The organism is Streptomyces sp. cmx-18-6, from assembly GCF_046548915.1.
GTDB lineage: Bacteria > Actinomycetota > Actinomycetes > Streptomycetales > Streptomycetaceae > Streptomyces.
Map to the genome: position 1 here is coordinate 101,874 of NZ_JAEBEP010000003.1, position 20,621 is coordinate 122,494.

The 20,621-nt window shown below is 73.1% G+C and carries 19 protein-coding genes; 9 read left to right on the top strand and 10 right to left on the bottom strand.

What is annotated here, in order from left to right:
- Positions 1-50: 50 nt before the first annotated feature.
- Positions 51-1,502, bottom strand: a complete 1,452-nt coding sequence (locus ACLJPL_RS08595) for a dihydrolipoyl dehydrogenase family protein (protein ID WP_411080130.1) — start codon at positions 1,500-1,502, stop codon at positions 51-53.
- 115 nt (positions 1,503-1,617) lie between these two features.
- Between ACLJPL_RS08595 and trxA the strand changes: the two genes are divergently transcribed.
- The gene (gene trxA / locus ACLJPL_RS08600) at positions 1,618-2,016 is read left to right on the top strand and encodes a thioredoxin (RefSeq protein WP_411080131.1); all 399 of its coding nucleotides are present in this window, start codon (positions 1,618-1,620) and stop codon (positions 2,014-2,016) included.
- A 174-nt stretch (positions 2,017-2,190) separates the two neighbouring features.
- Here the strand turns inward: trxA and ACLJPL_RS08605 are convergent, their stop codons facing one another.
- Positions 2,191-2,457, bottom strand: coding sequence for a hypothetical protein (locus tag ACLJPL_RS08605; RefSeq protein ID WP_411080132.1), 267 nt, complete (start codon positions 2,455-2,457; stop codon positions 2,191-2,193).
- A 96-nt stretch (positions 2,458-2,553) separates the two neighbouring features.
- Positions 2,554-3,576 carry a LacI family DNA-binding transcriptional regulator gene (locus tag ACLJPL_RS08610; RefSeq protein ID WP_411080133.1) on the bottom strand — a complete coding sequence of 341 codons (1,023 nt, stop codon included), beginning with the start codon at positions 3,574-3,576 and terminating at the stop codon, positions 2,554-2,556.
- A 180-nt stretch (positions 3,577-3,756) separates the two neighbouring features.
- Between ACLJPL_RS08610 and ACLJPL_RS08615 the strand changes: the two genes are divergently transcribed.
- Positions 3,757-4,224, top strand: a complete 468-nt coding sequence (locus tag ACLJPL_RS08615; RefSeq protein WP_411080134.1) for a type II toxin-antitoxin system PemK/MazF family toxin — start codon at positions 3,757-3,759, stop codon at positions 4,222-4,224.
- A 147-nt stretch (positions 4,225-4,371) separates the two neighbouring features.
- On the opposite strand, the gene ACLJPL_RS08620 is transcribed toward ACLJPL_RS08615, so the two are convergent.
- A complete protein-coding gene (locus ACLJPL_RS08620; RefSeq protein WP_411080135.1) occupies positions 4,372-5,265 on the bottom strand; it encodes a TIGR02452 family protein in 894 nt (297 codons plus the stop codon).
- A gap of 148 nt (positions 5,266-5,413) precedes the next feature.
- Here ACLJPL_RS08620 and egtA point away from each other — a divergent pair, with 148 nt between their 5' ends.
- The 4 genes from egtA to egtD are packed head-to-tail and all read left to right on the top strand — an operon-like array spanning position 5,414 to position 9,916.
- Positions 5,414-6,823 (top strand): ergothioneine biosynthesis glutamate--cysteine ligase EgtA, encoded by a 1,410-nt coding sequence (gene egtA / locus ACLJPL_RS08625; protein ID WP_411080136.1) that lies wholly within the window; start codon positions 5,414-5,416, stop codon positions 6,821-6,823.
- Positions 6,820-8,202: an ergothioneine biosynthesis protein EgtB gene (egtB, locus tag ACLJPL_RS08630; RefSeq protein WP_411080137.1), complete on the top strand. Its 1,383-nt coding sequence runs from the start codon at positions 6,820-6,822 to the stop codon at positions 8,200-8,202. Before egtA ends, egtB begins: the two co-directional genes overlap by 4 nt.
- Positions 8,202-8,957, top strand: a complete 756-nt coding sequence (gene egtC / locus ACLJPL_RS08635) for an ergothioneine biosynthesis protein EgtC (RefSeq protein ID WP_411080138.1) — start codon at positions 8,202-8,204, stop codon at positions 8,955-8,957. The genes egtB and egtC overlap by 1 nt, the downstream gene beginning before the upstream one ends.
- Positions 8,954-9,916, top strand: coding sequence for an L-histidine N(alpha)-methyltransferase (gene egtD, locus ACLJPL_RS08640; RefSeq protein ID WP_411080139.1), 963 nt, complete (start codon positions 8,954-8,956; stop codon positions 9,914-9,916). Before egtC ends, egtD begins: the two co-directional genes overlap by 4 nt.
- Here egtD and ACLJPL_RS08645 read toward each other — a convergent pair.
- From ACLJPL_RS08645 to ACLJPL_RS08655, 3 genes are all read right to left on the bottom strand, one after another.
- Complete coding sequence (locus ACLJPL_RS08645; RefSeq protein ID WP_411080140.1) at positions 9,859-10,806, bottom strand: lysophospholipid acyltransferase family protein; 948 nt, start codon at positions 10,804-10,806, stop codon at positions 9,859-9,861. The two genes, egtD and ACLJPL_RS08645, sit on opposite strands and share 58 nt — an antisense overlap.
- The gene (locus ACLJPL_RS08650; RefSeq protein WP_411080141.1) at positions 10,803-11,675 is read right to left on the bottom strand and encodes a GNAT family N-acetyltransferase; all 873 of its coding nucleotides are present in this window, start codon (positions 11,673-11,675) and stop codon (positions 10,803-10,805) included. The genes ACLJPL_RS08645 and ACLJPL_RS08650 overlap by 4 nt, the downstream gene beginning before the upstream one ends.
- Before the next feature lie 218 nt (positions 11,676-11,893).
- The gene (locus ACLJPL_RS08655) at positions 11,894-13,147 is read right to left on the bottom strand and encodes an extracellular solute-binding protein (RefSeq protein WP_411080142.1); all 1,254 of its coding nucleotides are present in this window, start codon (positions 13,145-13,147) and stop codon (positions 11,894-11,896) included.
- 205 nt (positions 13,148-13,352) lie between these two features.
- Between ACLJPL_RS08655 and ACLJPL_RS08660 the strand changes: the two genes are divergently transcribed.
- Positions 13,353-13,568 carry a dodecin gene (locus ACLJPL_RS08660; protein WP_411080143.1) on the top strand — a complete coding sequence of 72 codons (216 nt, stop codon included), beginning with the start codon at positions 13,353-13,355 and terminating at the stop codon, positions 13,566-13,568.
- Here the strand turns inward: ACLJPL_RS08660 and ACLJPL_RS08665 are convergent, their stop codons facing one another.
- Entirely contained in the window at positions 13,569-14,057 is a 489-nt protein-coding gene (locus ACLJPL_RS08665; RefSeq protein WP_411080144.1) for a hypothetical protein, read from the bottom strand.
- 194 nt (positions 14,058-14,251) lie between these two features.
- Between ACLJPL_RS08665 and ACLJPL_RS08670 the strand changes: the two genes are divergently transcribed.
- Positions 14,252-15,253 carry an MsnO8 family LLM class oxidoreductase gene (locus tag ACLJPL_RS08670; RefSeq protein ID WP_411080527.1) on the top strand — a complete coding sequence of 334 codons (1,002 nt, stop codon included), beginning with the start codon at positions 14,252-14,254 and terminating at the stop codon, positions 15,251-15,253.
- A 170-nt stretch (positions 15,254-15,423) separates the two neighbouring features.
- Positions 15,424-17,844 (top strand): excinuclease ABC subunit UvrA, encoded by a 2,421-nt coding sequence (gene uvrA / locus ACLJPL_RS08675; RefSeq protein WP_411080145.1) that lies wholly within the window; start codon positions 15,424-15,426, stop codon positions 17,842-17,844.
- Between the two features lie 78 nt (positions 17,845-17,922).
- Here the strand turns inward: uvrA and ACLJPL_RS08680 are convergent, their stop codons facing one another.
- Both ACLJPL_RS08680 and ACLJPL_RS08685 read right to left on the bottom strand, forming a co-directional pair.
- A complete protein-coding gene (locus ACLJPL_RS08680) occupies positions 17,923-18,669 on the bottom strand; it encodes a succinate dehydrogenase/fumarate reductase iron-sulfur subunit (RefSeq protein ID WP_411080146.1) in 747 nt (248 codons plus the stop codon).
- Positions 18,666-20,621, bottom strand: coding sequence for a fumarate reductase/succinate dehydrogenase flavoprotein subunit (locus tag ACLJPL_RS08685; RefSeq protein ID WP_411080147.1), 1,956 nt, complete (start codon positions 20,619-20,621; stop codon positions 18,666-18,668). The genes ACLJPL_RS08680 and ACLJPL_RS08685 overlap by 4 nt, the downstream gene beginning before the upstream one ends.

The following is a 20,621-nucleotide window of genomic DNA, read 5'->3' on the forward strand; positions in this document are numbered from 1 at the left end:
CACCGCACCGGACGCCGCGGCCTCTCCGGTCCTGATCCGCCGGACACGCCCTAACCCCTGAACGTCTCCAGCAGCCGCAGCCACACCTCACTGATCGTCGGGTACGCCGGGACCGCGTGCCACAGCCGGTCGATGGGGACCTCCCCCACGACCGCGACCGTGGCGGAGTGCAGCAGTTCGCCGATTCCGGGGCCGACGAAGGTCACGCCGAGCAGGATCTCCCGGTCCAGGTCCACGATCATCCGGGCGCGGCCCCGGTAGCCGTCCGCGTACAGGGCGGAGCCCGCGACGGAGGCGAGGTCGTAGTCGACGGCGCGGACCCGGTGGCCCGCCTGTTCGGCCTCGGCCAGGGTGAGGCCCACGGAGGCGGCCTCGGGGTCGGTGAAGACGACCTGGGGGACGGCCGCGTGGTCGGCGGTGGCCGCGTGGGCGCCCCAGCGGTCCGTCTCCAGCAGCGGGACCTTCTGGGCCCGGGCGGCGATCGCGGCGCCCGCGATACGGGCCTGGTACTTGCCCTGGTGGGTCAGCAGGGCGCGGTGGTTGACGTCCCCGACCGCGTACAGCCAGGTCGTCCCCTCGACCCGGCAGCTGTCGTCCACCGTGAGCCAGGAGCCGGGCTCCAGGTCCACCGTCTCCAGGCCCAGGTCGTCGGTGCGGGGTGCGCGGCCGGTGGCGAAGAGGATCTCGTCGGCCTCGACGCGGTCGCCGTCGTCCAGCTCCACGGTGACGGGCCCGTCCGGCGTGGGCCGGCGCAGGGCGGTGACGGAGACTCCGGTACGGATGGCGGCTCCGGCCTCCGTCAGCGCCTCGGCCACCAGTTCCCCCGCGAAGGGCTCCATCTTCGGGAGCAGGCCCCCGCCGCGGATCAGCAGGGTCACCTCCGCGCCCAGCGCCTGCCAGACGGTCGCCATCTCCACGCCGACGACTCCCCCGCCGACCACGACGAGCCGGCCGGGCACTTCCTTGGCGCTGGTGGCCTCGCGGCTGGTCCAGGGGCGGGCCTCCGCGATGCCGGGGAGATCGGGGACGACGGCCTTGGTGCCGGTGCACACGGCGACGGCGTGCCGGGCGGTGAGGCGGTGCTCGACGCCGTCCGGTGCGGTGACGGTGACCGCGCGGGGGCCGGTGAGCCGCCCCGTACCCCGGTAGACGTCCGCCCCGACGCCCTCCAGCCATTCGACCTGTCCCGCGTCCTTCCAGTGGCTGGTCATCTCGTCCCGGTGGGCGAGGACCGCGGGCACGTCCAGGGGGCCCCGCACGGCGTCGCTCAGGCCCGGGACGCGGCGGGCGTCGGCGCGGGCGACCACGGGGCGCAGCAGCGCCTTGCTCGGCATGCAGGCCCAGTAGGAGCACTCGCCGCCGATCAGCTCGGACTCCACCACCGCCGCGCTCAGCCCGGCGGCGCGGGCCCGGTCGGCCACGTTCTCGCCCACCGGGCCCGCGCCGATGACCACGACGTCGTACTCGGAAGTCCTCACCGCATCAGTCAGTGCATCAGTCATGGAAACAGTGTGGGCGTGCGTGTGCGCCCCGGCCACATGGGCAGGCGGAATAGCGCACGTGCAGTCACCGTTGTGCCGGACAGATCCGACCGGGCACAGGAAGAGGTATCTGAGTATGAGCACCGTAGAGCTCACCAAGGAAAACTTCGATCAGGTCGTGACCGACAACGACTTCGTCCTGATCGACTTCTGGGCTTCCTGGTGCGGCCCCTGCCGACAGTTCGCGCCGGTCTACGACTCGGCGTCCGAGCGCCACCCCGACCTGGTCTTCGCCAAGGTCGACACGGAGGCGCAGCAGGAGCTGGCGGCCGCGTTCGAGATCCAGTCGATTCCGACGCTGATGATCGTCCGCGACAACGTGGCGGTCTTCGCCCAGCCCGGCGCTCTGCCAGAGGCGACGCTGGAGGACATCATCGGCCAGGCCCGGAACCTGGACATGGACGAGGTCCGCAAGTCCGTCGAGGAGCAGAAGAAGGCGGCGGAGGCGGGGCAGGGTCAGCCGGAGCAGCAGTAGCGGCCGGACCGGCACACGGCGCGCGGCGAGGGGCGCGGCCCGGTGGAGTACAGCCCTCCACCGGGCCGCGCCCCTCAGCCGTGCCCGCCGGGGCCGCGCCCCGTCGGCGGGCCCGCCCCGTCCGGACTGGACCGCACCGGACCGGAGGCGATCCCCGCTCAGGGCGCCACGGGTTCAGGGCGTCGGCGGGTTCCCCTCGGCGACGCGTACCGACATGCCGGGGTCCAGTTCCTCGCCGTCGATCAGCACGGCCTCCACCGTGCGGGTCTCCGGGTCGATGTCCGCCTCCATGCCCTGCCCCGCGTACCGGGGGTAGCCCGAGGCCCCCGTCTCGCCGGTGGCGGCCACGACGGCGGACCGGATCGGCCGTCCGGGTGCGCCGGCCCGCGTCCTGCTGTGGTCGGGCGTCAGGAGGAGTTCGTAACTCTGCGGATGGCTCATGCCCCCGACGCTAGACACGCGCCGTGCGCGGCGCATGTCGTCGCGCACGGCGCGTGCGCCGGGGGCACTACGGGGAGCACGGCGGGGGCCGGGCGGTCAGCTGGATTCCCGGTGGACGGCGCTGGTGCGCAGCAGGTCCTGGTGGACGGGTACGGCCCCCGGGTGGTGGACGAGCCGGTCGATCGTCTCGGCCAGCGGCTGCGGCATCGCGAGCTCCAGCCGGACCGTGCTCAGCCGGGGCCGCAGCAGCCTGCCGAGCAGCAGGTCGTCCGCCCCGACGACCGCCGTGTCGCCGGGTATCGCGACGCCGGCGTCCTGGAGGGCGCGCATCAGCAGCATGGCGTACTCGTCGTTGTACGCGAACACGGCGTCCAGCCCCAGCGCCGTCCAGCCGTGCGCCAGCTCTTCGGCGGACTCCTCCTCGTACCGCAGCGGGAGCGGCCGGACGTGGGCCCCGGCTGTTTCGGCGGCGTGCCGCGCTCCGGCGAGGCGGGGTTCGGAGAACGGGGCGAGGCCCGGTTCTCGGGGCATGACCACCCCGATGCGGCGGCGGCCGCGGGCCAGCAGGTGGCCGATCGCGCTGGCTCCGACCCGCCGTTGGTCCATGACCAGCCCATGGGCCCCGTGCACCGGCTCCGGGCCCAGCGTGATCACCGCCTTGGCCCCGGAACGGGTGAGGAGCTCCGTGCCGTGGGGGGTGAGGGCGATGCCCGGTGGTACGACGACGGCGACGGGCCTCAGTTCGGCCCAGGCCCGGGCCGCCTCGTCGGCTCCGAGGCCGACGCTGCCGTACTGGACGACGGTGTAGTCCAGGCGGCGCAGTCCCGCCTGGAGTTCCTGGAAGAAGCGCTGGTGGAGCGGGCCGGCGGGTATGTGGCCGGAGGGCAGCAGCACCAGGCGGCTGTGTCCGGCGCGCAGGCTGCGGGCGGCCGCGTGCGGGACGTAACCGAGTTGCGTGGCGGCCTGTCTGACCCGGTGCCGGGTGGGTTCGCTGATCCGGACGGTGGCGTTGTTGTTCAGTACGTACGACACGGTGGCCCGGGACACTCCGGCGAGGCGCGCGACGTCGGCGCTGGTCGGGACGGAGACTCCGGCGGGCTGCTCAGGTAACTGGCTCATGGCGTCCGGCAGTCTTCCAGACCGGCCGGAGCGGCCTTCGCCCCGGGGCCCGGGGATCGCGGCTTCGGACAGGCCGTCCCGGCGCCCTCGGGCCGTCCGTCCGGTGGAGGAGGCGCGGCGCGGCTCTCCCTCGGCGGACCCGCTCCCGGGATCGGGCCGTGCGGGTTCTACGGTGTTGCGATGACGTTCCACCACAGTTCGCAGCGCACCGACAGCGCGCCCGTCCCGCCCGGCAGCACCGGGCCGACCGCCACGGTCCAGGCCGATCCGCACGAGGTGGGCCCGGTCCGCACCTCCTACGCGCCCGACCGCGACGGCGACCCCGACCCGGGCGAGATCGTCTGGACCTGGGTGCCGTTCGAGGAGATGGACGGGCGCGGCAAGGACCGGCCGGTGCTCGTCGTCGCCCGGGAGCAGGCGGGCACGCTGCTCGCCGTGCAGCTCTCCAGCAAGCAGCACGACATGGACCACGAGTGGGTGGCGCTGGGGGCTGGGCCCTGGGACAGCTCGGGGCGGCAGTCCTGGGTCGATCTGGACCGGGTGCTGCGGGTCCACGCGGACGGGATGCGGCGCGAGGCGTGCGCGCTGGACCGGGAGCGGTTCGACCGGGTCGTCGGGCGGCTGCGGGAACGGTACGGCTGGAGCTGACCCGGCGGCTGGGCCACGCATGAGGTGACCCGATCGCAGGGGAACCGTACGGCTGGAGCCGGCCCGGCGGCCGCGGGCCGGTACGGCCGGCGGTGACCGGCAGCCGGACGGCACGGCACGGCTGGAGCCGACCCGCGGCGCGGCCCCTCACGGCCGGGACGGGCCGCCGGTGCTGAAGCTCGGACCGGCGAGAGGACCGGCGGGAGAAGGGGCAGGAGGACCGGCGAAGGTACGGGCGAAGGCGGCCCGTACGGCGGAGTCGGGGTCGCGGTCCAGGACGCCGAAGACGATCTGCTCGAAGTGGCCGCCGAACCGGCCGCCCTCGCCCAGCAGCACCCCGAACGCCTGAGCGACCTGCGCCGGGTCGTTCTGGAAGACGCCGCAGCCCCAGGCACCCAGGACGAGCCGCCGGTAGCCCCGTACGGCCGCCACCTCCAGGACGCGTTCGGCGCGGGAGGCGAGGGCGGCGGGGATGCGGTGGGCCTCCTCGGGGGTCCCCCGGCGGATCACCCCGGCGTTGGGGGCCGGCGAGGTGAGGAATCCGGCCGTGTAGGGGGCGTCCAGGAAGCGGCCCCGGTCGTCGCGGAAGACCGGCACGCCGGGCGAGTGGATCACCCGGTCGGTGTAGAACGCGCTGCGTTCGGCGCGGTGGTGCGCGTAGTACTCGGGGGCGCGCAGCAGCGTGGCGTAGAGCGCCGAGCCGCGGCACAGGGCCTCTTCCTGGGCCTGTGCGCCCTTCAGGTAGCCGCCGCCGGGATTGCGGGCCGAGGCGTAGCTGAGCACCGCGACCTTCCCGGGGGCCTCGCCGGTCATCCGGCGGGCCGCCTGGAGGCTGCTCTCGCCGGTGACCTCGACGCGGGCCGTGCGGTCGGCGTCCAGGGCGGCGACGGGCACCGGTTCGGGCCCGTACAGCCGGGTCCCGGTGAGCGCGGCCGTCAGCGCGCGCTCAATGGACACGTCCTGACCTGCGGCGTTGCGATACCGCCCGGCCTCGACGACGGACTGCGTCTCTCGCGCGATGCCGCGCAGCCGCGCGCTCATCCGCGCTCCCCCAGGTGATGCATACGGTGCATGCTGGTCGCAGGATCGATGTGACGGCAACGGGTTTTCCGGTGGCTCAGGGGCACTCTTGTGCGATCCCTGGGTACGGGTTTGGGTGGTAGGTACGCAACTGAGAAGGAGGCGCCCCATGTCTTCGGACACACCCGGCGGCCCCGGACCGCGCCCGGACACCGCCCCCCTCGACGAGGGTGCGGCACAGGATTTACTGCGCGGCATATGTTTCAAGACGGGTCCCCCTCGCATCGTGGGGGTGGAACTCGAATGGCTCATCCATGACCGGGAACATCCCGCCGTCCCGGTCGGCCAGGACCGGCTGGACGACGCGGTCGCGGCCCTCCGTGAGACGCCCCTGAGCGCCGCGCTGACGTTCGAGCCGGGCGGGCAGCTGGAGCTCAGCTCGCAGCCGGCCGGCTCCCTGATGGAGTGCGTCGAGACGACGGCGGCGGACCTGGCCGCCGTGCGCGCCACGCTCGGCCGGTCCGGGCTCGCGCCGGTCGGGCTCGGCGTGGACCCGTGGCAGACGCCGCACCGCAGGCTGCGGGAGCCGCGATACGACGCGATGGAGGCGGCGCTCGACCGGGCCGGTCCGGCCGGGCGGGCCATGATGTGCACCTCCGCCTCGGTGCAGGTCTGCCTGGACGCGGGCGAGGAGGAGCCGGGGCCGCTCGGTTACGGGCGGCGCTGGCAGCTCACCCATCTGCTGGGCGCGGTCCTGGTGGCCGCGTTCGCCAACTCGCCGTACCAGCGGGGCCGCCGGACGGGCTGGAAGTCCACCCGGCAGTCGCTGTGGGCCGATCTCGACCCGGCGCGGACGCTCGCGCCGGCCGGCGGGCTCCCGCCGCGCGAGGCGTGGGCCACGCATGTGCTGGACACGCCCGTGATGTGCGTCCGCCGCGAGGAGGGCCCCTGGGACGTGCCGGAGGGCCTCACCTTCCGGGAGTGGATGCGCACGGGCGCGCCCCGCCCGCCGGTCCTGGCGGATCTCGACTACCACATCACCACGCTGTTCCCGCCGGTCCGGCCGCGCGGGCACCTCGAACTGCGCATGATCGACGCGCAGAGCGGTGCGGACGGGTGGCTGGTGCCGCTCGCCGTCGCCACCGCCCTGTTCGACGACCCGGAGGCCGCCGAGACCGTGTACCGCACCGTGAAACCGCTGGCCGAGTCGGCGGGCTCCGCCCCCGCGCCGCGCAACCCGCTCTGGACGACGGCCGCCCGGGAGGGCCTGGCGGATCCGGAGCTGCGGGCGGCGGCCGCCGTCTGCTTCGACACGGCGCTGGCCGCGCTGGGCCGGATGGGGGCGAGCGAGGCCGTGGTGAACACCGTCGCGGCCTTCAACGACCGGTATGTGGCCCGGGGCCGATGTCCGGCCGACGACCTGCTCGAACCGGGCGCCCTCACCGATCCGTCCCTGTCGGCCGACCACTGGGCCCCGGCCGCGACCGGCTCGAAGGACGGCCCCGCGACCGGCTCGACGGACGGCCGCGCGAACGGGCCGACGACACCGCCGCACCCCGGAAGGGTGACCCCCGCATGACCGACCACCGCGATCCCTCCGCCACCACCCCTTCCACCACCGCCGTGGACGGCTTCCCCCAGGGTCCCGGCATCGACGACCCCGAGGCGCTGCGACGGCGCGCCCTCGACGCGCTGCTGGCCGCGCGCGCCCGCACGGCGACGCTCACCGACAGCGTCGACGACGGCGAACTCACCGCTCAGCACTCCCCCTTGATGTCCCCGCTCGTCTGGGACCTGGCGCATATCGGCAACCAGGAGGAGCAGTGGCTGCTCCGCGCCGTGGGCGGCCGGCAGGCGCTGCGCCCGGAGATCGACGGGCTGTACGACGCCTTCGAGCACCCCCGCGCCGCCCGGCCCTCGCTGCCGCTGCTGGCCCCGGCCGAGGCGCGGACGTACGCCTCCGACGTCCGGGGCAGGGCCCTGGACATCCTGGAGGGCGCGCCGCTGCACGAGGGCGGACGCCCGCTGGAGCGGGCGGGGTTCGCCTTCGGGATGATCGCCCAGCACGAACAGCAGCACGACGAAACCATGCTGATCACCCATCAGTTGCGCACGGGTCCGGCCGCGCTCACCGCACCCGCTCCGCCCGCGCCCACCGACGCCGGAGCGCTGCCCGCCGAAGTCCTCGTCCCCGAGGGCCCGTTCACCATGGGCACCTCCGCCGAGCCGTGGGCCCTGGACAACGAACGGCCCGCGCACCGCCGCGAGGTGGCCGCGTTCCACCTGGACACCGCCCCCGTCACCTGCGGCGCGTATCAGCGGTTCATCGAGGACGGCGGGTACACCGAGCCCCGCTGGTGGGCCCCCGAGGGCTGGGCCCTGGTCCGCGAACACGACCTCACCGCACCGCTGTTCTGGCGCCGGGACGCCGGGCAGTGGCTGCGCCGCAGGTTCGGGGTGACCGAGCCGGTGCCTGACGACGAGCCGGTGCTCCACGTCAGCTGGTACGAGGCGGACGCGTACGCCCGCTGGGCGGGGCGGCGGCTGCCCACCGAGAGCGAGTGGGAGAAGGCCGCCCGGCACGATCCCGCCACCGGGCGTTCGCTGCGCTACCCCTGGGGCGACGCGGACCCGACGCCCGAGCACGCCAACCTGGGCCAGCGCCATCTGCGCCCGGCGCGGGCCGGCGCGTATCCGGCGGGCCGCGCCCCGTCCGGCGCGGGTCAGCTGATCGGCGATGTGTGGGAGTGGACGTCGAGCGACTTCCTGCCCTACCCGGGCTTCGTGGCGTTCCCTTACCGGGAGTACTCCGACGTGTTCTTCGGTCCGGGCCACAAGGTGCTGCGCGGCGGTTCGTTCGCCGTGGACCAGGTCGCCTGCCGGGGCACGTTCCGCAACTGGGACCTTCCGGTGCGGCGGCAGATCTTCTCCGGATTCCGTACCGCCAGGGACGCCTGATGTGCCGTCATATCGCCTACGTGGGCGACCCGGTGGCGCTCGGGACGATACTCGCCGCGCCGCCGCACTCCCTGGTGCGCCAGTCCTTCGCCCCGCGCCGCCAGCGCCACGGCACGGTCAACGCGGACGGCTTCGGCGTCGGCTGGTACGCGGACGGCGACCCGGTCCCCGGCCGCTACCGGCGGCAGGGGCCGATCTGGCACGACCAGACCTTCACCGATCTGGCCCGGGTGGTGCGGAGCACCGCGCTGCTCGCCGCCGTACGGGACGCCACCGAGGCGGGTGCGGACGGGGAGGCCGCGGCCGCGCCGTACGCCGCCGGGCGGCTGCTGTTCAGCCACAACGGCGCGGTGCCCGGCTGGCCCGGCTCGCTCGCGGCACCGGCCGCGGCCCTGCCCGCCGATGAGCTGCTCTCGCTGGCCGCCCGCAACGACTCCGCGCTGGTCTGGGCGCTGATCCTGCACCGCGTCGCCGCCGGCGACGACCTGCCGGCCGCGGTCGCGAAGACCGTGCGCGAGGTCGCGGAGGCCGCTCCCGGCTCCCGGCTCAACCTGCTGGTCACGGACGGCTCCGCCATCGTGGCCACCGCTTGGGGCGACTCGCTCTGGTATCTCCAGGACCCGGGCCGCTCGACCGCGGTGGCCTCGGAGCCGTACGACGACGATCCGCGCTGGCGCGAGGTTCCCGACCGCACCCTGCTGGTCGCGACCTCCGCAGACGTCACCCCCACACCGCTCAAGGAGCCCGCCGCGTGAGCCCATTCCTGCTGACCCGCACCCTGCCGGAGGACGCCACCGACGCGGCGCTGCGCGCCGACGTCCTCAGCGGTCTGACCCGGCATCCCAAGACGCTGCCGCCCAAGTGGTTCTACGACGCGCGCGGCAGCGAACTGTTCGAGGAGATCACCCGGCTGCCCGAGTACTACCCGACCCGCGCCGAGCGGGAGATCCTGGAGGAGCGCGCCGGGGAGATCGCGGCGGCTTCCGGGGCCCGGACCGTGATCGAGCTGGGCTCGGGCTCCTCCGAGAAGACCCGGCATCTGCTGGACGCCCTGCCCGGGCTGGACAGTTACGTACCGGTGGACGTGAGCGAGAGCGCGCTCACGGGGGCGGCCGAGGCGCTGCTCGCCGAGCGCCCCGGCCTGTCCGTGCACGCCCTCATCGCGGACTTCACCGGCGGTCTCGCGCTGCCCGGCACACCGGGACCGCGGCTGGTCGCGTTCCTGGGCGGGACGATCGGCAACCTGCTGCCGGAGGAGCGGGCCGGGTTCCTGCACTCGGTGCGCTCGCTCCTGACCCCCGGCGACGCGCTGCTGCTCGGCACGGACCTGGTGAAGGACGAGAAGACGCTCGTCGCGGCCTACGACGACGCGTCGGGGGTGACGGCGGCCTTCAACAAGAACGTGCTGAACGTCGTCAACCGGGAGCTGGGCGCCGACTTCCCGCTCGACGACTTCGAGCACGTCGCGGTGTGGAACCCGGAGCAGCGGTGGATCGAGATGCGGCTCCGCGCCCGCCGGGCGCTGAGCGTGAAGATCCGCGAACTGGACCTCGTCGTGCCGTTCGAGGCCGGTGAGGAGCTGCGTACGGAGGTGTCGGCGAAGTTCCGCAGGGAGGACGTGCGCGAGGAGCTGGCCGGGGCCGGGCTCCGGCTCGCTCAGTGGTGGACGGATGCGGCGGGGCGGTTCGCCCTGTCCCTGGCCACGGCGGTCTGACCCGCCGCCCGATGAGCCGCCGTCGCCCGGTCCGTGCCGAAGGCGGCGGCTTTGGGGTCCGCCGTCGTCGCCCGGTCCGTGCCGAGGACGGCGGCTCTGGCGGCGCGGGCCAGTTCACGGCGGCCGGGCTCTCCGTTCATGGGGCGCGACGCGTAGGCCCCTGCGGGGATCGGGGCCAGGACGTCGACCTCGGCGGTGAGCCCGGCCGCCCGCACCACCCGCCACAGGGAGGCGGCGAGCGGATCGTCCCCGACGAACGCGACCGCACCCGCGCCCTCTGCCGCGTACGTGATGCGGACCGGTCTTACGGAGACCTCCGCGTCGATCGCCGCCTGGAACGCGGCCGGCCGGAACCGCCCGCCGCTCCCCCGCCCGCACCACGTGCTGCCCTCGGGGAAGACCACGACCCGGGAGCCGGAGCGGAGGGCGGCGGCGACGCTGCGTACGGCCTGGGGCAGGGCGCGCAGGCGGTCCCGGTCGATGAAGAGCGTGCCGCCGAGCGCGGCGATCCGTCCGAGCACCGGCCACCGCCCGACCTCGCTCTTGGCGAGCATCCGGCCGGGCAGCACCGAGGCGACGAGCGGGATGTCCAGCCAGGAGACGTGGTTGGCCACGACGAGTTCGCCGCCGGATCCCGCGGCGTACGGATGCACCCGGACCCTCACCCGTACGCCGAACGCACGCGCCACCCCGTGCGCCCAGCACCGCACCAGCCACGCACGCGGTCCGGCCCCGAGCAGCCCGGCCGGCGGGGTGCAGGCGACCCCCAGCAGGGTCCACGCGCAGCCGGCGATGAGCCGCAGCACGGCGGGCAGCGGGGCCCGGACCGCCCCGGTGTGCCGGGCGCAGGCGTGCGGGGTGCAGGGGGCGACGGGCAGCCAGGCGCTCATGTCCGCGGGGCGAGGGAGAGGAAGTGGCGCAGATAGCGCGGGTCGCTGCGGCGCAGCGAGAGCAGCACGTACAGGTCGGCGACGTTGAACTCGGGGTCGTACGCCGGGGCTCCGCAGACCCAGGCGCCGAGCCGCAGGTAGCCGCGGAGCAGGGGCGGCAGGTCCGCCCGGGAGCCGGGGCCGGCGTCGGGGTGCGCGGAGGAGTCCCAGAGGCGGTGCGGGGTGACCCAGTACTCCTCGGGGGCCAGGTGCCCGGTGCGTACGGTGTTCCAGCTGCGGGCGGCGAGGGCGCCGCCGTCGGCCAGCGGGAGGGAGCAGCAGCCCGCGAGCCAGGTGTGGCCGGAGCGCTCCATGTAGCGGGCGAGCCCGGCCCAGACGAGGGCGATGACGGCGCCGTCGCGGTGTGCGGGGTGGACGCAGGAGCGGCCGACCTCGACGAGGTCGTCGCGGATGGGCGCGAGGCGGGTGAGGTCGAACTCGCTCTCCGCGTAGAGCCGTCCGGCGATCCGGGCCCGGTCGGGCGGCAGCAGGCGGTAGGTGGCGACGACTTCGTTCGTGGCGGTCTCGCGGACCAGCAGGTGGTCGCAGTACGCGTCGAACGCGTCGCTGTCGATGCCGGGTTCGGGGCCTTCCAGCCTGGCCCCGAGCTCACCGGCGAACACCTGGTGGCGCAGGCGCTGCGCGGCGCGTACGTCCTCCTGGCCGGTGGCGAGGGAGACCCGGTAGGCGGGTGCGGACGCGGGTGTGGAGGGGACCGCACGGGACACGGCCGGGGCGGACGCGACGGACTGGGCGGGGACAGGAGCGGGAACCGGCGGGGCGGACGGGACAGGGGCTGAAACGGGCGGGGCGGTGGGCAGCACGGTCATGGCAGCCTCCGGGGCGGGGACGGATCAGCGAGGACGGCTGCCGGGCCCTCGCGGGATGCGATGGCCCGGCCCCTTACTTCTTCCGTCACCGGCTGGATTCGACGTGACCGCTGTGGAGCGGGGGGATGTGCGACGGCTGAATCCCCAGGGACGCCGCCGCTCCCGAACCCCCGCCCCGGCGAACAGCTACCGCGACAGCCGGCGGACCGGCTGCCCGATCAGCTGCCCGCGAGCATGGCCGTGATGCGCTCCGACGCCTTCTTCGCCTCAGCGGCCGGGTCGTTGCCCTGGAGCACCGCCGTCATGTACGGCTTGATCGGGTTCTCCGCCTCGACCCGGGCCCACTGGGACGAGTTGGGGGTCGCGCGTCCCCGCCTGGCGCCTTCGGCCATCGCGGCGGTGCCCTCCTCGCCCTCGACGACATGGGCGAGGCTGGGCTTGTTGGGAACGTAGCTCATGGTGCGGGCCAGCTCGGTCTGCCACTTCTCGCTCGCCAGCGCCTTGACGACGGCGATTCCGGCGCTGCGCTGGTCGGCGTTCTTCGGCACGATGAGGTCGGAGCCGCCGGTGAAGACGGAGCCGGGGGCCTTCTCGGTCTTGCCGGGAATGGGGAAGTAGCCGAGCTTTCCCTTGAGTTCGGGATTCTTCTGCTCGATGAGCGCGGCGCTTCCGGGCACCGAGATGATCTGGGCGACGTCTCCCCGGGCGAATACGTCGGTCTGCGGCGGCTTCTCCTCGTCGGCGTCCATGGGGCCTTCGCCCAGCGCCTGGAGTTCCTTGTAGAAGTTCATGCCCGCGAGCGCTTCGGGGGAGTTCAGGGTGCCCCGCCAGTCGCCGCCGCTGCCCTCGGCGAGTTCGCCGCCCTCGTCCCAGATGAATCCGGCCAGCACGTACCAGTTCTGACCGGCGAGATACATGCCCTGATTTCCTTGGGTGTTGAGCTTCTCGGTGTCCGCCATCCACTGGGCCCGCGTCTTGGGGACGGAGTCGATGCCGGCCTTCTGGAAGATCTCCTTGTTGTAGATCACCACCCGGTTGGCCGCGTACCAGGGAATGCCGTACTGCACCCCGCTGATCTGGCCGGGCTGGGCGAGGCCCGGCAGCCAGTCCTCACTGCCCAGGTCGCGCATCGACTCGAGGGTGAGGTCGCGCAGGCCGCCGCTCTCCGCGTACTGCGCCACCTGCGTGTTCCCGACCTCGATCACATCCGGGGCGTCATCGCTCTCCAGGGCCTCCAGGACCTTGGGGCCGATGCCGCTCCACTCCTGGATCCGGAAGTCCAGCTCGATCGACGGATTGTCCTTCTCGTAGGCGCTGGTGAACTTCTCCAGGAAGCCCGGCGAGACGCTGTCCTTCATCAGCCAGACCGTCACCGTGCGGTCACCGCCACCCGAGCCGGGAAGAAAGCCACATCCGCTGAGTGTGACGGACGAAACGAGCGCGACGGCTCCGGCCAGTATGCGGTTCTTCACGTGGTCACCTTCTGCGAAACGACACGACGAAATCAGGACCCGGTGTGGGGGGATTGCGGGCGGCGCTCGCACGGGCTGGTTTGGCTGAATTTTGGTATGGACCAATCGGTAGGTCAAGGCGCGTACTCGTCCCGATTGATCCGACTCGCCCCCTCGCGGGACATCCCGGATTGAGGCAACGTGGTCACCAGAGAGGAGACATAAGATGTCGAACCACACCTATCGGGTCACCGAAATCGTAGGAACCTCCGAGGAGGGCATCGACGCGGCGATCCGGAACGGCGTCGCAAGAGCAGCGGAAACGTTGCACAATCTCGACTGGTTCGAGATTAATCAAGTTCGCGGCCATATCGAGGATGGCCGAATCGCTCACTATCAAGTCGGGCTGAAGGTGGGCTTCCGGCTCGACGAAAACACCTGATCAGGTACGCCCTTCACGCTCCTGCGCATCCTTCAGCGCCGGCGACGGGTCGGCCCACCGGGCCCGCACCACGGTGAATCCGGCCACGTCGGCCGCATCGCAGACCAGCTCGTCGTCGTCGACGAGCATGCGCACCTCGTGCGACCGGCCCAGCCGCTGAAGGATGTCCAGCTTCGTCCGGCGGGCCGGACGCCGGTCGCCGTCGCGCCGCATGAACAGCCGCCCCTCCGGCAGCCTCTGACGGCTCAGCCAGTCCACGGTGTCACGGCGGCAGCGCTCGGGCCGCCCGGTCAGATAGACGACCTCGCACTCCTCGGCGCTGTCGAGCACGAGCCGTACGCCCTCGGTCAGCGGCGGATCGTCCGGGGCGGCCGCGAAGAAGGCGGTCCAGTCGCGCTTCGGCCCCTCCAGGAAGTGCTGCCGGTGGGCGGTGTCGGCGAGCGTGCCGTCCAGGTCGAAGACGGCCAGCGGCCGGGCGTCGTTGGTCACCCGGCCAGCTTAGGAAGCCCCGGCATCGGCCACATCCCGGGGGCCCGGCGGTCGGCCCGTCCCGGGGTCCGGGCATCGGCCACATCCCGGGGCCCGGCGGTCGGCCCGTCCCGGGGCCCGGGCATCGGCCACATCCAGGGGCCCGGATGCGGGAATCCTCACCGGGCCGGGACGTTGGACAGGGTGTGAGCTCTGTGATCGCCTCGACCCGGTTTTCCTTCCTGGACCGTTCCCGCACCCGTGAGGGGCACGACGGCCCCCAGGCCCTGCGCGACACCGTGACACTGGCGCGGGAGGCGGAGGCCCTCGGGTATCACCGCTTCTGGGTCTCCGAACACCACAGCGTGCCGGGGGTCGCGGGTTCGGCCCCGACCGTGCTGGCCGCCGCCGTCGCCGCAGCGACCTCCACCATCCGGGTCGGCACCGGCGGGGTGATGCTCCCCAACCACCAGCCGCTGGTCGTCGCCGAGCAGTTCGGGGTGCTCGCCTCGCTCTTCCCCGGCCGGATCGACATGGGCCTCGGCCGTTCCGTGGGCTTCACCGACGGCGTCCGCCGGGCGCTCGGCCACGGCAAGGAGGACGCGGAGGACTTCCCCGGCCGCCTCGCCGAACTGCTCGGCTGGATCGACGGCACCCAGCGGGCCCACCCCCAGGTGCACGCCCGCCCGGCGGAGGGCCTGCACATCCCCGCGTACGTCCTGGCCATCGGCGAGGGCGCCGCGGTCGCGGCGGCCGCCGGCCTGCCCCTGGTCATCGGCGACCTGCGCGGCCGGGAGAAGGTGCTGCGCGCCATCGAGGTGTACCGCAGGGACTTCCGCCCCTCGGCCCGCGCCGAGCGCCCCGAGGTGATCGTCTCCGGCACGGTGGCCGTCGCCGGCACCGAGGAGGCCGCCCGCCGTCTGCTCGTCCCGGAAGCCTGGGCCATGGCGTACGCCCGCACCCACGGCAGCTTCCCCCCGCTGGCGTCCGCCGAGGACATCGGGAGCCGCACCATGACGGCCAAGGAGCGTGCGCTGTACGAGCGTGGGCTCGAGGGCCACATCCACGGCGCCGAGGACCGGGTGGCCGAGCAGCTGGAGACGGCGATCAAGGAGACCGGGGCGGACGAGGTGCTCGTCACCACCAACACATACGACCGTGAGGCGCTGGTGGATTCGCTGCGGCGGCTCGCCGGGATCGTCCGTCGGGGTCGCTGAGCGGGCGACGGTCAGCGGCCGTCGAGGGGACGCGCTCCTGGTCGGACAGGCCCTGCCTGCCGTCGAAGGGACGGCCGCCCCGACCGGCCCGCACGGGCGCCGACGCCTAGAATCGAACTGTTTGTCCCTCCAGGCGTCAGTCCCCCTCCCCCTGTACGGAGCCGAGCCCCATGCACTCCCCCCACGATCCGTACGTCCGGGTGCGCGGCGCCCGCGAGCACAACCTCCAGGACGTGAACGTCGACATTCCGCGCGACACGCTCACGGTCTTCACCGGGGTCTCCGGGTCCGGCAAGTCCTCGCTGGCGTTCGGGACCGTCTACGCCGAGGCCCAGCGCCGCTACTTCGAGTCGGTCGCCCCCTACGCGCGCCGGCTCATCCACCAGGTGGGCGCGCCCGCCGTGGGGGAGATCACCGGGCTGCCGCCCGCCGTCTCCTTGGAGCAGCGGCGCTCCGCGCCCGGGGCCCGGTCGTCCGTGGGGACGGTGACCACGCTCTCCAACTCGCTGCGGATGCTGTTCTCGCGGGCCGGGGACTATCCGGCGGGGGCTGAGCGGCTCGACTCCGACGCCTTCTCCCCCAACACGGCGGCCGGGGCCTGCCCCGAGTGCCACGGCCTGGGGCGGATCCACCGGACGGACGAGGCGCTGCTCGTCCCGGATCCCTCGCTGTCGATCCGGGACGGTGCGATCGCCGCGTGGCCGGGCGCCTGGCAGGGGAAGAACCTGCGCGATGTGCTGGACGCGCTGGGATACGACGTCGACCGGCCGTGGCGCGAGCTGGACGCGAAGGACCGGGAGTGGATCCTGTTCACCGAGGAGCAGCCGGTGGTGACCGTGCATCCGGTGCGGGACGCGGGGCGGATCCAACGCCCGTACCAGGGCACGTACATGAGCGCCCGGCGCTATGTGCTGCACACTTTCGCCGACACCAAGAGCCGCACGCTGCGGGCGAGGGCGGAGCGGTTTCTCACCAGTGCGCCGTGCCCGGTGTGCGGGGGGAGCAGACTGCGGCCGGAGGCGATGGCGGTCGCCTTCGCCGGGCGGACCATCGCGGAGCTGGCCGCTCTGCCCCTGTCCGCGCTGGCGGAGGTGCTCGCGGACGCCGGGGCGGGCGGCGACGAGACGGCCCGGGTGCTGACGGGCGATCTGCTGGCCCGGATCGGGACGGTCACCGAGCTCGGGCTCGGCTATCTGAGCCTGGACCGGACGGCCCCGACGCTCTCCTCTGGCGAGTTGCAGCGGCTGCGGCTGGCGACCCAGTTGCGTTCGGGGCTGTTCGGCGTCGTCTACGTACTGGACGAGCCCTCGGCCGGGCTGCACCCCGCCGATACGGAGTCGCTGCTCGGGGTGCTCGGCCGGCTCAAGGAGGCCGGGAACTCGGTCTTCGTGGTGGAGCACCAGATGGACGTGGTGCGGCGGGCGGACTGGCTGGTGGACGTGGGCCCGCTGGCCGGGGAGCACGGTGGGCGGGTGCTGCACAGCGGGCCGCCCGGCGGGCTGGCGAAGGTGCCGGAGTCCGCGACGCGGCGGTTCCTGTTCGATGAGGGGCCCGCGCCGGTACGGGAGCCGCGCACCCCGGCCGGGTGGATCCGGCTCTCCGGGGTGCACCGGCACAATGTGCGCGGCGTCGACGCGGCGTTCCCGCTGGGGGTGTTCACGGCGGTGACCGGCGTGTCCGGCTCGGGCAAGTCGACCCTGGTGGGCCAGGTGCTCGCCGGGGCGCCGGCGGACCGGGAGGCGGGCGAGGAGGCGGGGGCGGGCGAGCTGTCGTCGTGTGCGTCGGCCGCCGGGCTCGATGCGGTGGACCGGCTCGTCCAGGTGGACCAGAAGCCGATCGGGCGGACGCCCCGGTCCAACCTGGCCACGTACACCGGGCTCTTCGACACCGTACGGAAACTGTTCGCGCGGACCGAGGCGGCGCGGGAGCGGGGCTACACGGCGGGGCGGTTCTCGTTCAACGTGAGCGGCGGGCGGTGCGAGACGTGCCAGGGCGAGGGGTTCGTCTCGGTGGAGCTGCTGTTCCTGCCCAGCACGTACGCGCCCTGTCCGGACTGCCACGGTGCGCGCTACAACCCCGAGACGCTTGAGGTCACGCTGCGCGGGCTGACGATCGCTCAGGTCCTGGACCTGACCGTGGAGTCGGCGGCTTCCTTCTTCGCCGACATCCCCGCCGCCGAACGCGCGCTGACCACCCTGCTGGACGTGGGGCTCGGCTATCTGCGCCTGGGGCAGCCCGCCACGGAGCTGTCCGGCGGCGAGGCGCAGCGGATCAAGCTGGCCTCCGAGCTCCAGCGCACCCGGCGCGGGCACACCCTGTATCTGCTGGACGAGCCGACGACGGGGCTGCATCCGGCCGATGTCGAGGTGCTGATGCGGCAGTTGCACGGTCTGGTGGACGCGCGGAACACGGTGGTGGTCGTGGAGCACGACATGGCCGTGGTGGCGGGCGCGGACCATGTCATCGACCTGGGGCCCGGGGGCGGGGACGAGGGCGGGCGGATCGTGGCGACCGGCACGCCGCAGGAGGTGGCGCGGGCGGCGGGGAGCCGGACCGCGCCGTATCTGGCGAAGGCGCTGCGGCTGCCCTGAATCCCGCACCGTCCTGATTCCGTTCTGATTCCGTACGGCCCCGAAGCACACCGGAGCCGTACGGGATCAACTCGCCTGTCAGCGCCGGACCTTGCGCGTCGCGCGCAGCCACTCCTTGTTCATCGCCGCGATCGAGGGCAGCGGAATGCCCTTCGGGCAGGCGGTCGCGCACTCGCCGGCCAGGGTGCAGCCGCCGAAGCCCTCCTCGTCCATCTGGGCCACCATGTCCAGGACCCGGGTCTCGCGCTCCGGGGCGCCCTGGGGCAGGACGTTCAGGTGGTTGACCTTGGCGGCGGTGAACAGCATCGCGGAGCCGTTGGGGCAGGCCGCGACGCAGGCGCCGCAGCCGATGCACTCGGCGTTCTCGAAGGCCAGTTCTGCGTCCGGCTTGGGCACCGGGGTGGCGTGGGCGTCGGGGGCGGTGCCGGTGGGGGCGGAGATGTAGCCGCCGGACTGGATGATCCGGTCGAAGGAGGAGCGGTCCACGACCAGGTCCTTGACGACCGGGAAGGCGGAGGCCCGCCAGGGTTCGATGTCGATCGTGTCGCCGTCCGCGAAGGACCGCATGTGGAGCTGGCAGGTGGTGGTGCGCTCCGGGCCGTGGGCGTCGCCGTTGATGACGAGGCTGCACGCGCCGCAGATGCCCTCCCGGCAGTCGTGGTCGAAGGCGACGGGCTCGTCCCCGGCGAGGATGAGCTCCTCGTTGAGGGTGTCGAGCATCTCCAGGAACGACATGTCCTCCGAGATGCCGTCGACTTCGTAGGTGGCCATGGCGCCGGGCGCTTCGGTGTTCCGCTGGCGCCAGACGCGCAGGGTGAGCTTCATGCGTAGCTCCGCTGAGTGGGGTGGACGTACTCGAAGACGAGGTCTTCCTTGTGCAGGACGGGGGCGTCGCCGGTGGTGGTGAACTCCCAGGCGGCGGCGTACGAGAACTCCTCGTCGCGTCGCTCGGCCTCGCCCTCGGGGGTCTGCGACTCGGACCGGAAGTGGCCGCCGCAGGACTCCTCGCGGTGCAGGGCGTCCAGGCACATGAGCTCGGCGAGCTCCAGGTAGTCGACGATGCGATTCGCCTTCTCCAGCGACTGGTTGAACTGTTCGCCGGTTCCGGGGACCTTGACGCGCCGCCAGAACTCCTCGCGGATCTCGGGGATCCTGGCGAGGGCCTTGCGCAGTCCGTCCTCCGTGCGGGCCATCCCGCAGTACTCCCACATGAGTTCACCGATCTCGCGGTGGAAGGAGTCGGGGGTGCGGTCGCCGTCGACGGAGAGCAGCAGGTTGACGCGGTCCTCGGTCTCCGCCACCGCCTCGGCGACGGCGGGGTGTTCGGCGTCGACCTTCTCGGTGTGCGGGTTGCGGGCGAGGTAGTCGTTGATCGTGGACGGCAGGACGAAGTAGCCGTCCGCGAGGCCCTGCATCAGCGCGGAGGCCCCGAGCCGGTTGGCCCCGTGGTCGGAGAAGTTCGCCTCGCCGATCGCGAAGAGGCCGGGGATGGTGGTCTGGAGGTCGTAGTCGACCCAGAGGCCGCCCATCGTGTAGTGCACGGCGGGGTAGATCCGCATCGGGACCGTGTAGGGGTCCTCGTCGGTGATCCGCTGGTACATGTCGAAGAGGTTGCCGTACTTCGCCTCGACCGCCTTGCGGCCCATCCGCCCGATGGCCTCCGCGAAGTCCAGGTAGACGCCCTGCCCGCCGGGTCCGACGCCCCGGCCCTCGTCGCAGACGTTCTTGGCGGCGCGGGAGGCGATGTCGCGGGGCACCAGGTTGCCGAAGGCCGGGTAGATGCGCTCCAGGTAGTAGTCGCGCTCGGCCTCGGGGATCTGATCGGCGGGCCGGTCGTCGCCCTTGGCCTTGGGGACCCAGATACGGCCGTCGTTGCGCAGCGACTCGCTCATCAGCGTCAGCTTGGACTGGTGCTCGCCGGTGCGCGGGATGCAGGTGGGGTGGATCTGGGTGAAGCAGGGGTTGGCGAAGTACGCGCCGCGCCGGTGGGCCCGCCAGATCGCGGTGGCGTTGGAGTTCATGGCGTTGGTCGACAGGTAGAAGACGTTGCCGTAGCCGCCGGTGGCCAGGACGACCGCGTCGGCGAAGTAGGTGTCGATCTTCCCGGTGACGAGGTCGCGGGCGACGATGCCGCGCGCCTTTCCGTCGACCACGATGAGGTCCAGCATCTCGGTGCGGGCGTGGAGTTCGACGCCGCCCGTGGCGATCTGCCGGGACAGCGCCTGGTACGCGCCGAGGAGGAGCTGCTGCCCGGTCTGGCCGCGCGCGTAGAACGTGCGGGAGACCTGGACGCCGCCGAAGGAGCGGTTGTCGAGGAGGCCGCCGTACTCGCGGGCGAAGGGGACGCCCTGGGCGACGCACTGGTCGATGATCTCGACCGAGATCTGCGCCAGGCGGTGGACGTTGGACTCCCGGGCGCGGAAGTCGCCGCCCTTGACCGTGTCGTAGAACAGCCGGTGGATGGAGTCGCCGTCGTTGCGGTAGTTCTTCGCCGCGTTGATGCCGCCCTGGGCGGCGACCGAGTGGGCGCGCCGGGGCGAGTCCTGGAAGCAGAACTGGACGACGTGGTAGCCCTGTTCGGCGAGGGTGGCCCCGGCCGATCCGCCGGCCAGCCCGGTGCCGACGACGATGACCGTGTGTTTGCGCCGGTTGGCCGGGTTCACGAGCTTGGCTTGGAAGCGGCGGGTGTCCCAGCGCTCGGCGACGGGGCCCTCGGGGGCCTTGGCGTCGACGACGGGCTCGCCGGTGGCGTATCGCGTGTAGTCGTTGTCGGGCAT

What these genes read in the sequence shown, in the direction of transcription:
- ACLJPL_RS08615 (WP_411080134.1), top strand. Translation starts at nt 3,757, where the DNA reads ATGACGTTCCACCACAGTTCGCAGCGCACCGACAGCGCGCCCGTCCCG.
- trxA (WP_411080131.1), top strand. Translation starts at nt 1,618, where the DNA reads ATGAGCACCGTAGAGCTCACCAAGGAAAACTTCGATCAGGTCGTGACC.
- ACLJPL_RS08605 (WP_411080132.1), bottom strand. Translation starts at nt 2,457, where the DNA reads ATGAGCCATCCGCAGAGTTACGAACTCCTCCTGACGCCCGACCACAGC.
- ACLJPL_RS08660 (WP_411080143.1), top strand. Translation starts at nt 13,353, where the DNA reads ATGTCGAACCACACCTATCGGGTCACCGAAATCGTAGGAACCTCCGAG.
- ACLJPL_RS08620 (WP_411080135.1), bottom strand. Translation starts at nt 5,265, where the DNA reads ATGAGCGCGCGGCTGCGCGGCATCGCGCGAGAGACGCAGTCCGTCGTC.
- uvrA (WP_411080145.1), top strand. Translation starts at nt 15,424, where the DNA reads ATGCACTCCCCCCACGATCCGTACGTCCGGGTGCGCGGCGCCCGCGAG.
- ACLJPL_RS08680 (WP_411080146.1), bottom strand. Translation starts at nt 18,669, where the DNA reads ATGAAGCTCACCCTGCGCGTCTGGCGCCAGCGGAACACCGAAGCGCCC.
- ACLJPL_RS08685 (WP_411080147.1), bottom strand. Translation starts at nt 20,621, where the DNA reads ATGCCCGACAACGACTACACGCGATACGCCACCGGCGAGCCCGTCGTC.
- ACLJPL_RS08610 (WP_411080133.1), bottom strand. Translation starts at nt 3,576, where the DNA reads ATGAGCCAGTTACCTGAGCAGCCCGCCGGAGTCTCCGTCCCGACCAGC.
- ACLJPL_RS08645 (WP_411080140.1), bottom strand. Translation starts at nt 10,806, where the DNA reads ATGAGCGCCTGGCTGCCCGTCGCCCCCTGCACCCCGCACGCCTGCGCC.
- ACLJPL_RS08595 (WP_411080130.1), bottom strand. Translation starts at nt 1,502, where the DNA reads ATGACTGATGCACTGACTGATGCGGTGAGGACTTCCGAGTACGACGTC.
- egtA (WP_411080136.1), top strand. Translation starts at nt 5,414, where the DNA reads ATGTCTTCGGACACACCCGGCGGCCCCGGACCGCGCCCGGACACCGCC.
- egtB (WP_411080137.1), top strand. Translation starts at nt 6,820, where the DNA reads ATGACCGACCACCGCGATCCCTCCGCCACCACCCCTTCCACCACCGCC.
- egtC (WP_411080138.1), top strand. Translation starts at nt 8,202, where the DNA reads ATGTGCCGTCATATCGCCTACGTGGGCGACCCGGTGGCGCTCGGGACG.
- ACLJPL_RS08650 (WP_411080141.1), bottom strand. Translation starts at nt 11,675, where the DNA reads ATGACCGTGCTGCCCACCGCCCCGCCCGTTTCAGCCCCTGTCCCGTCC.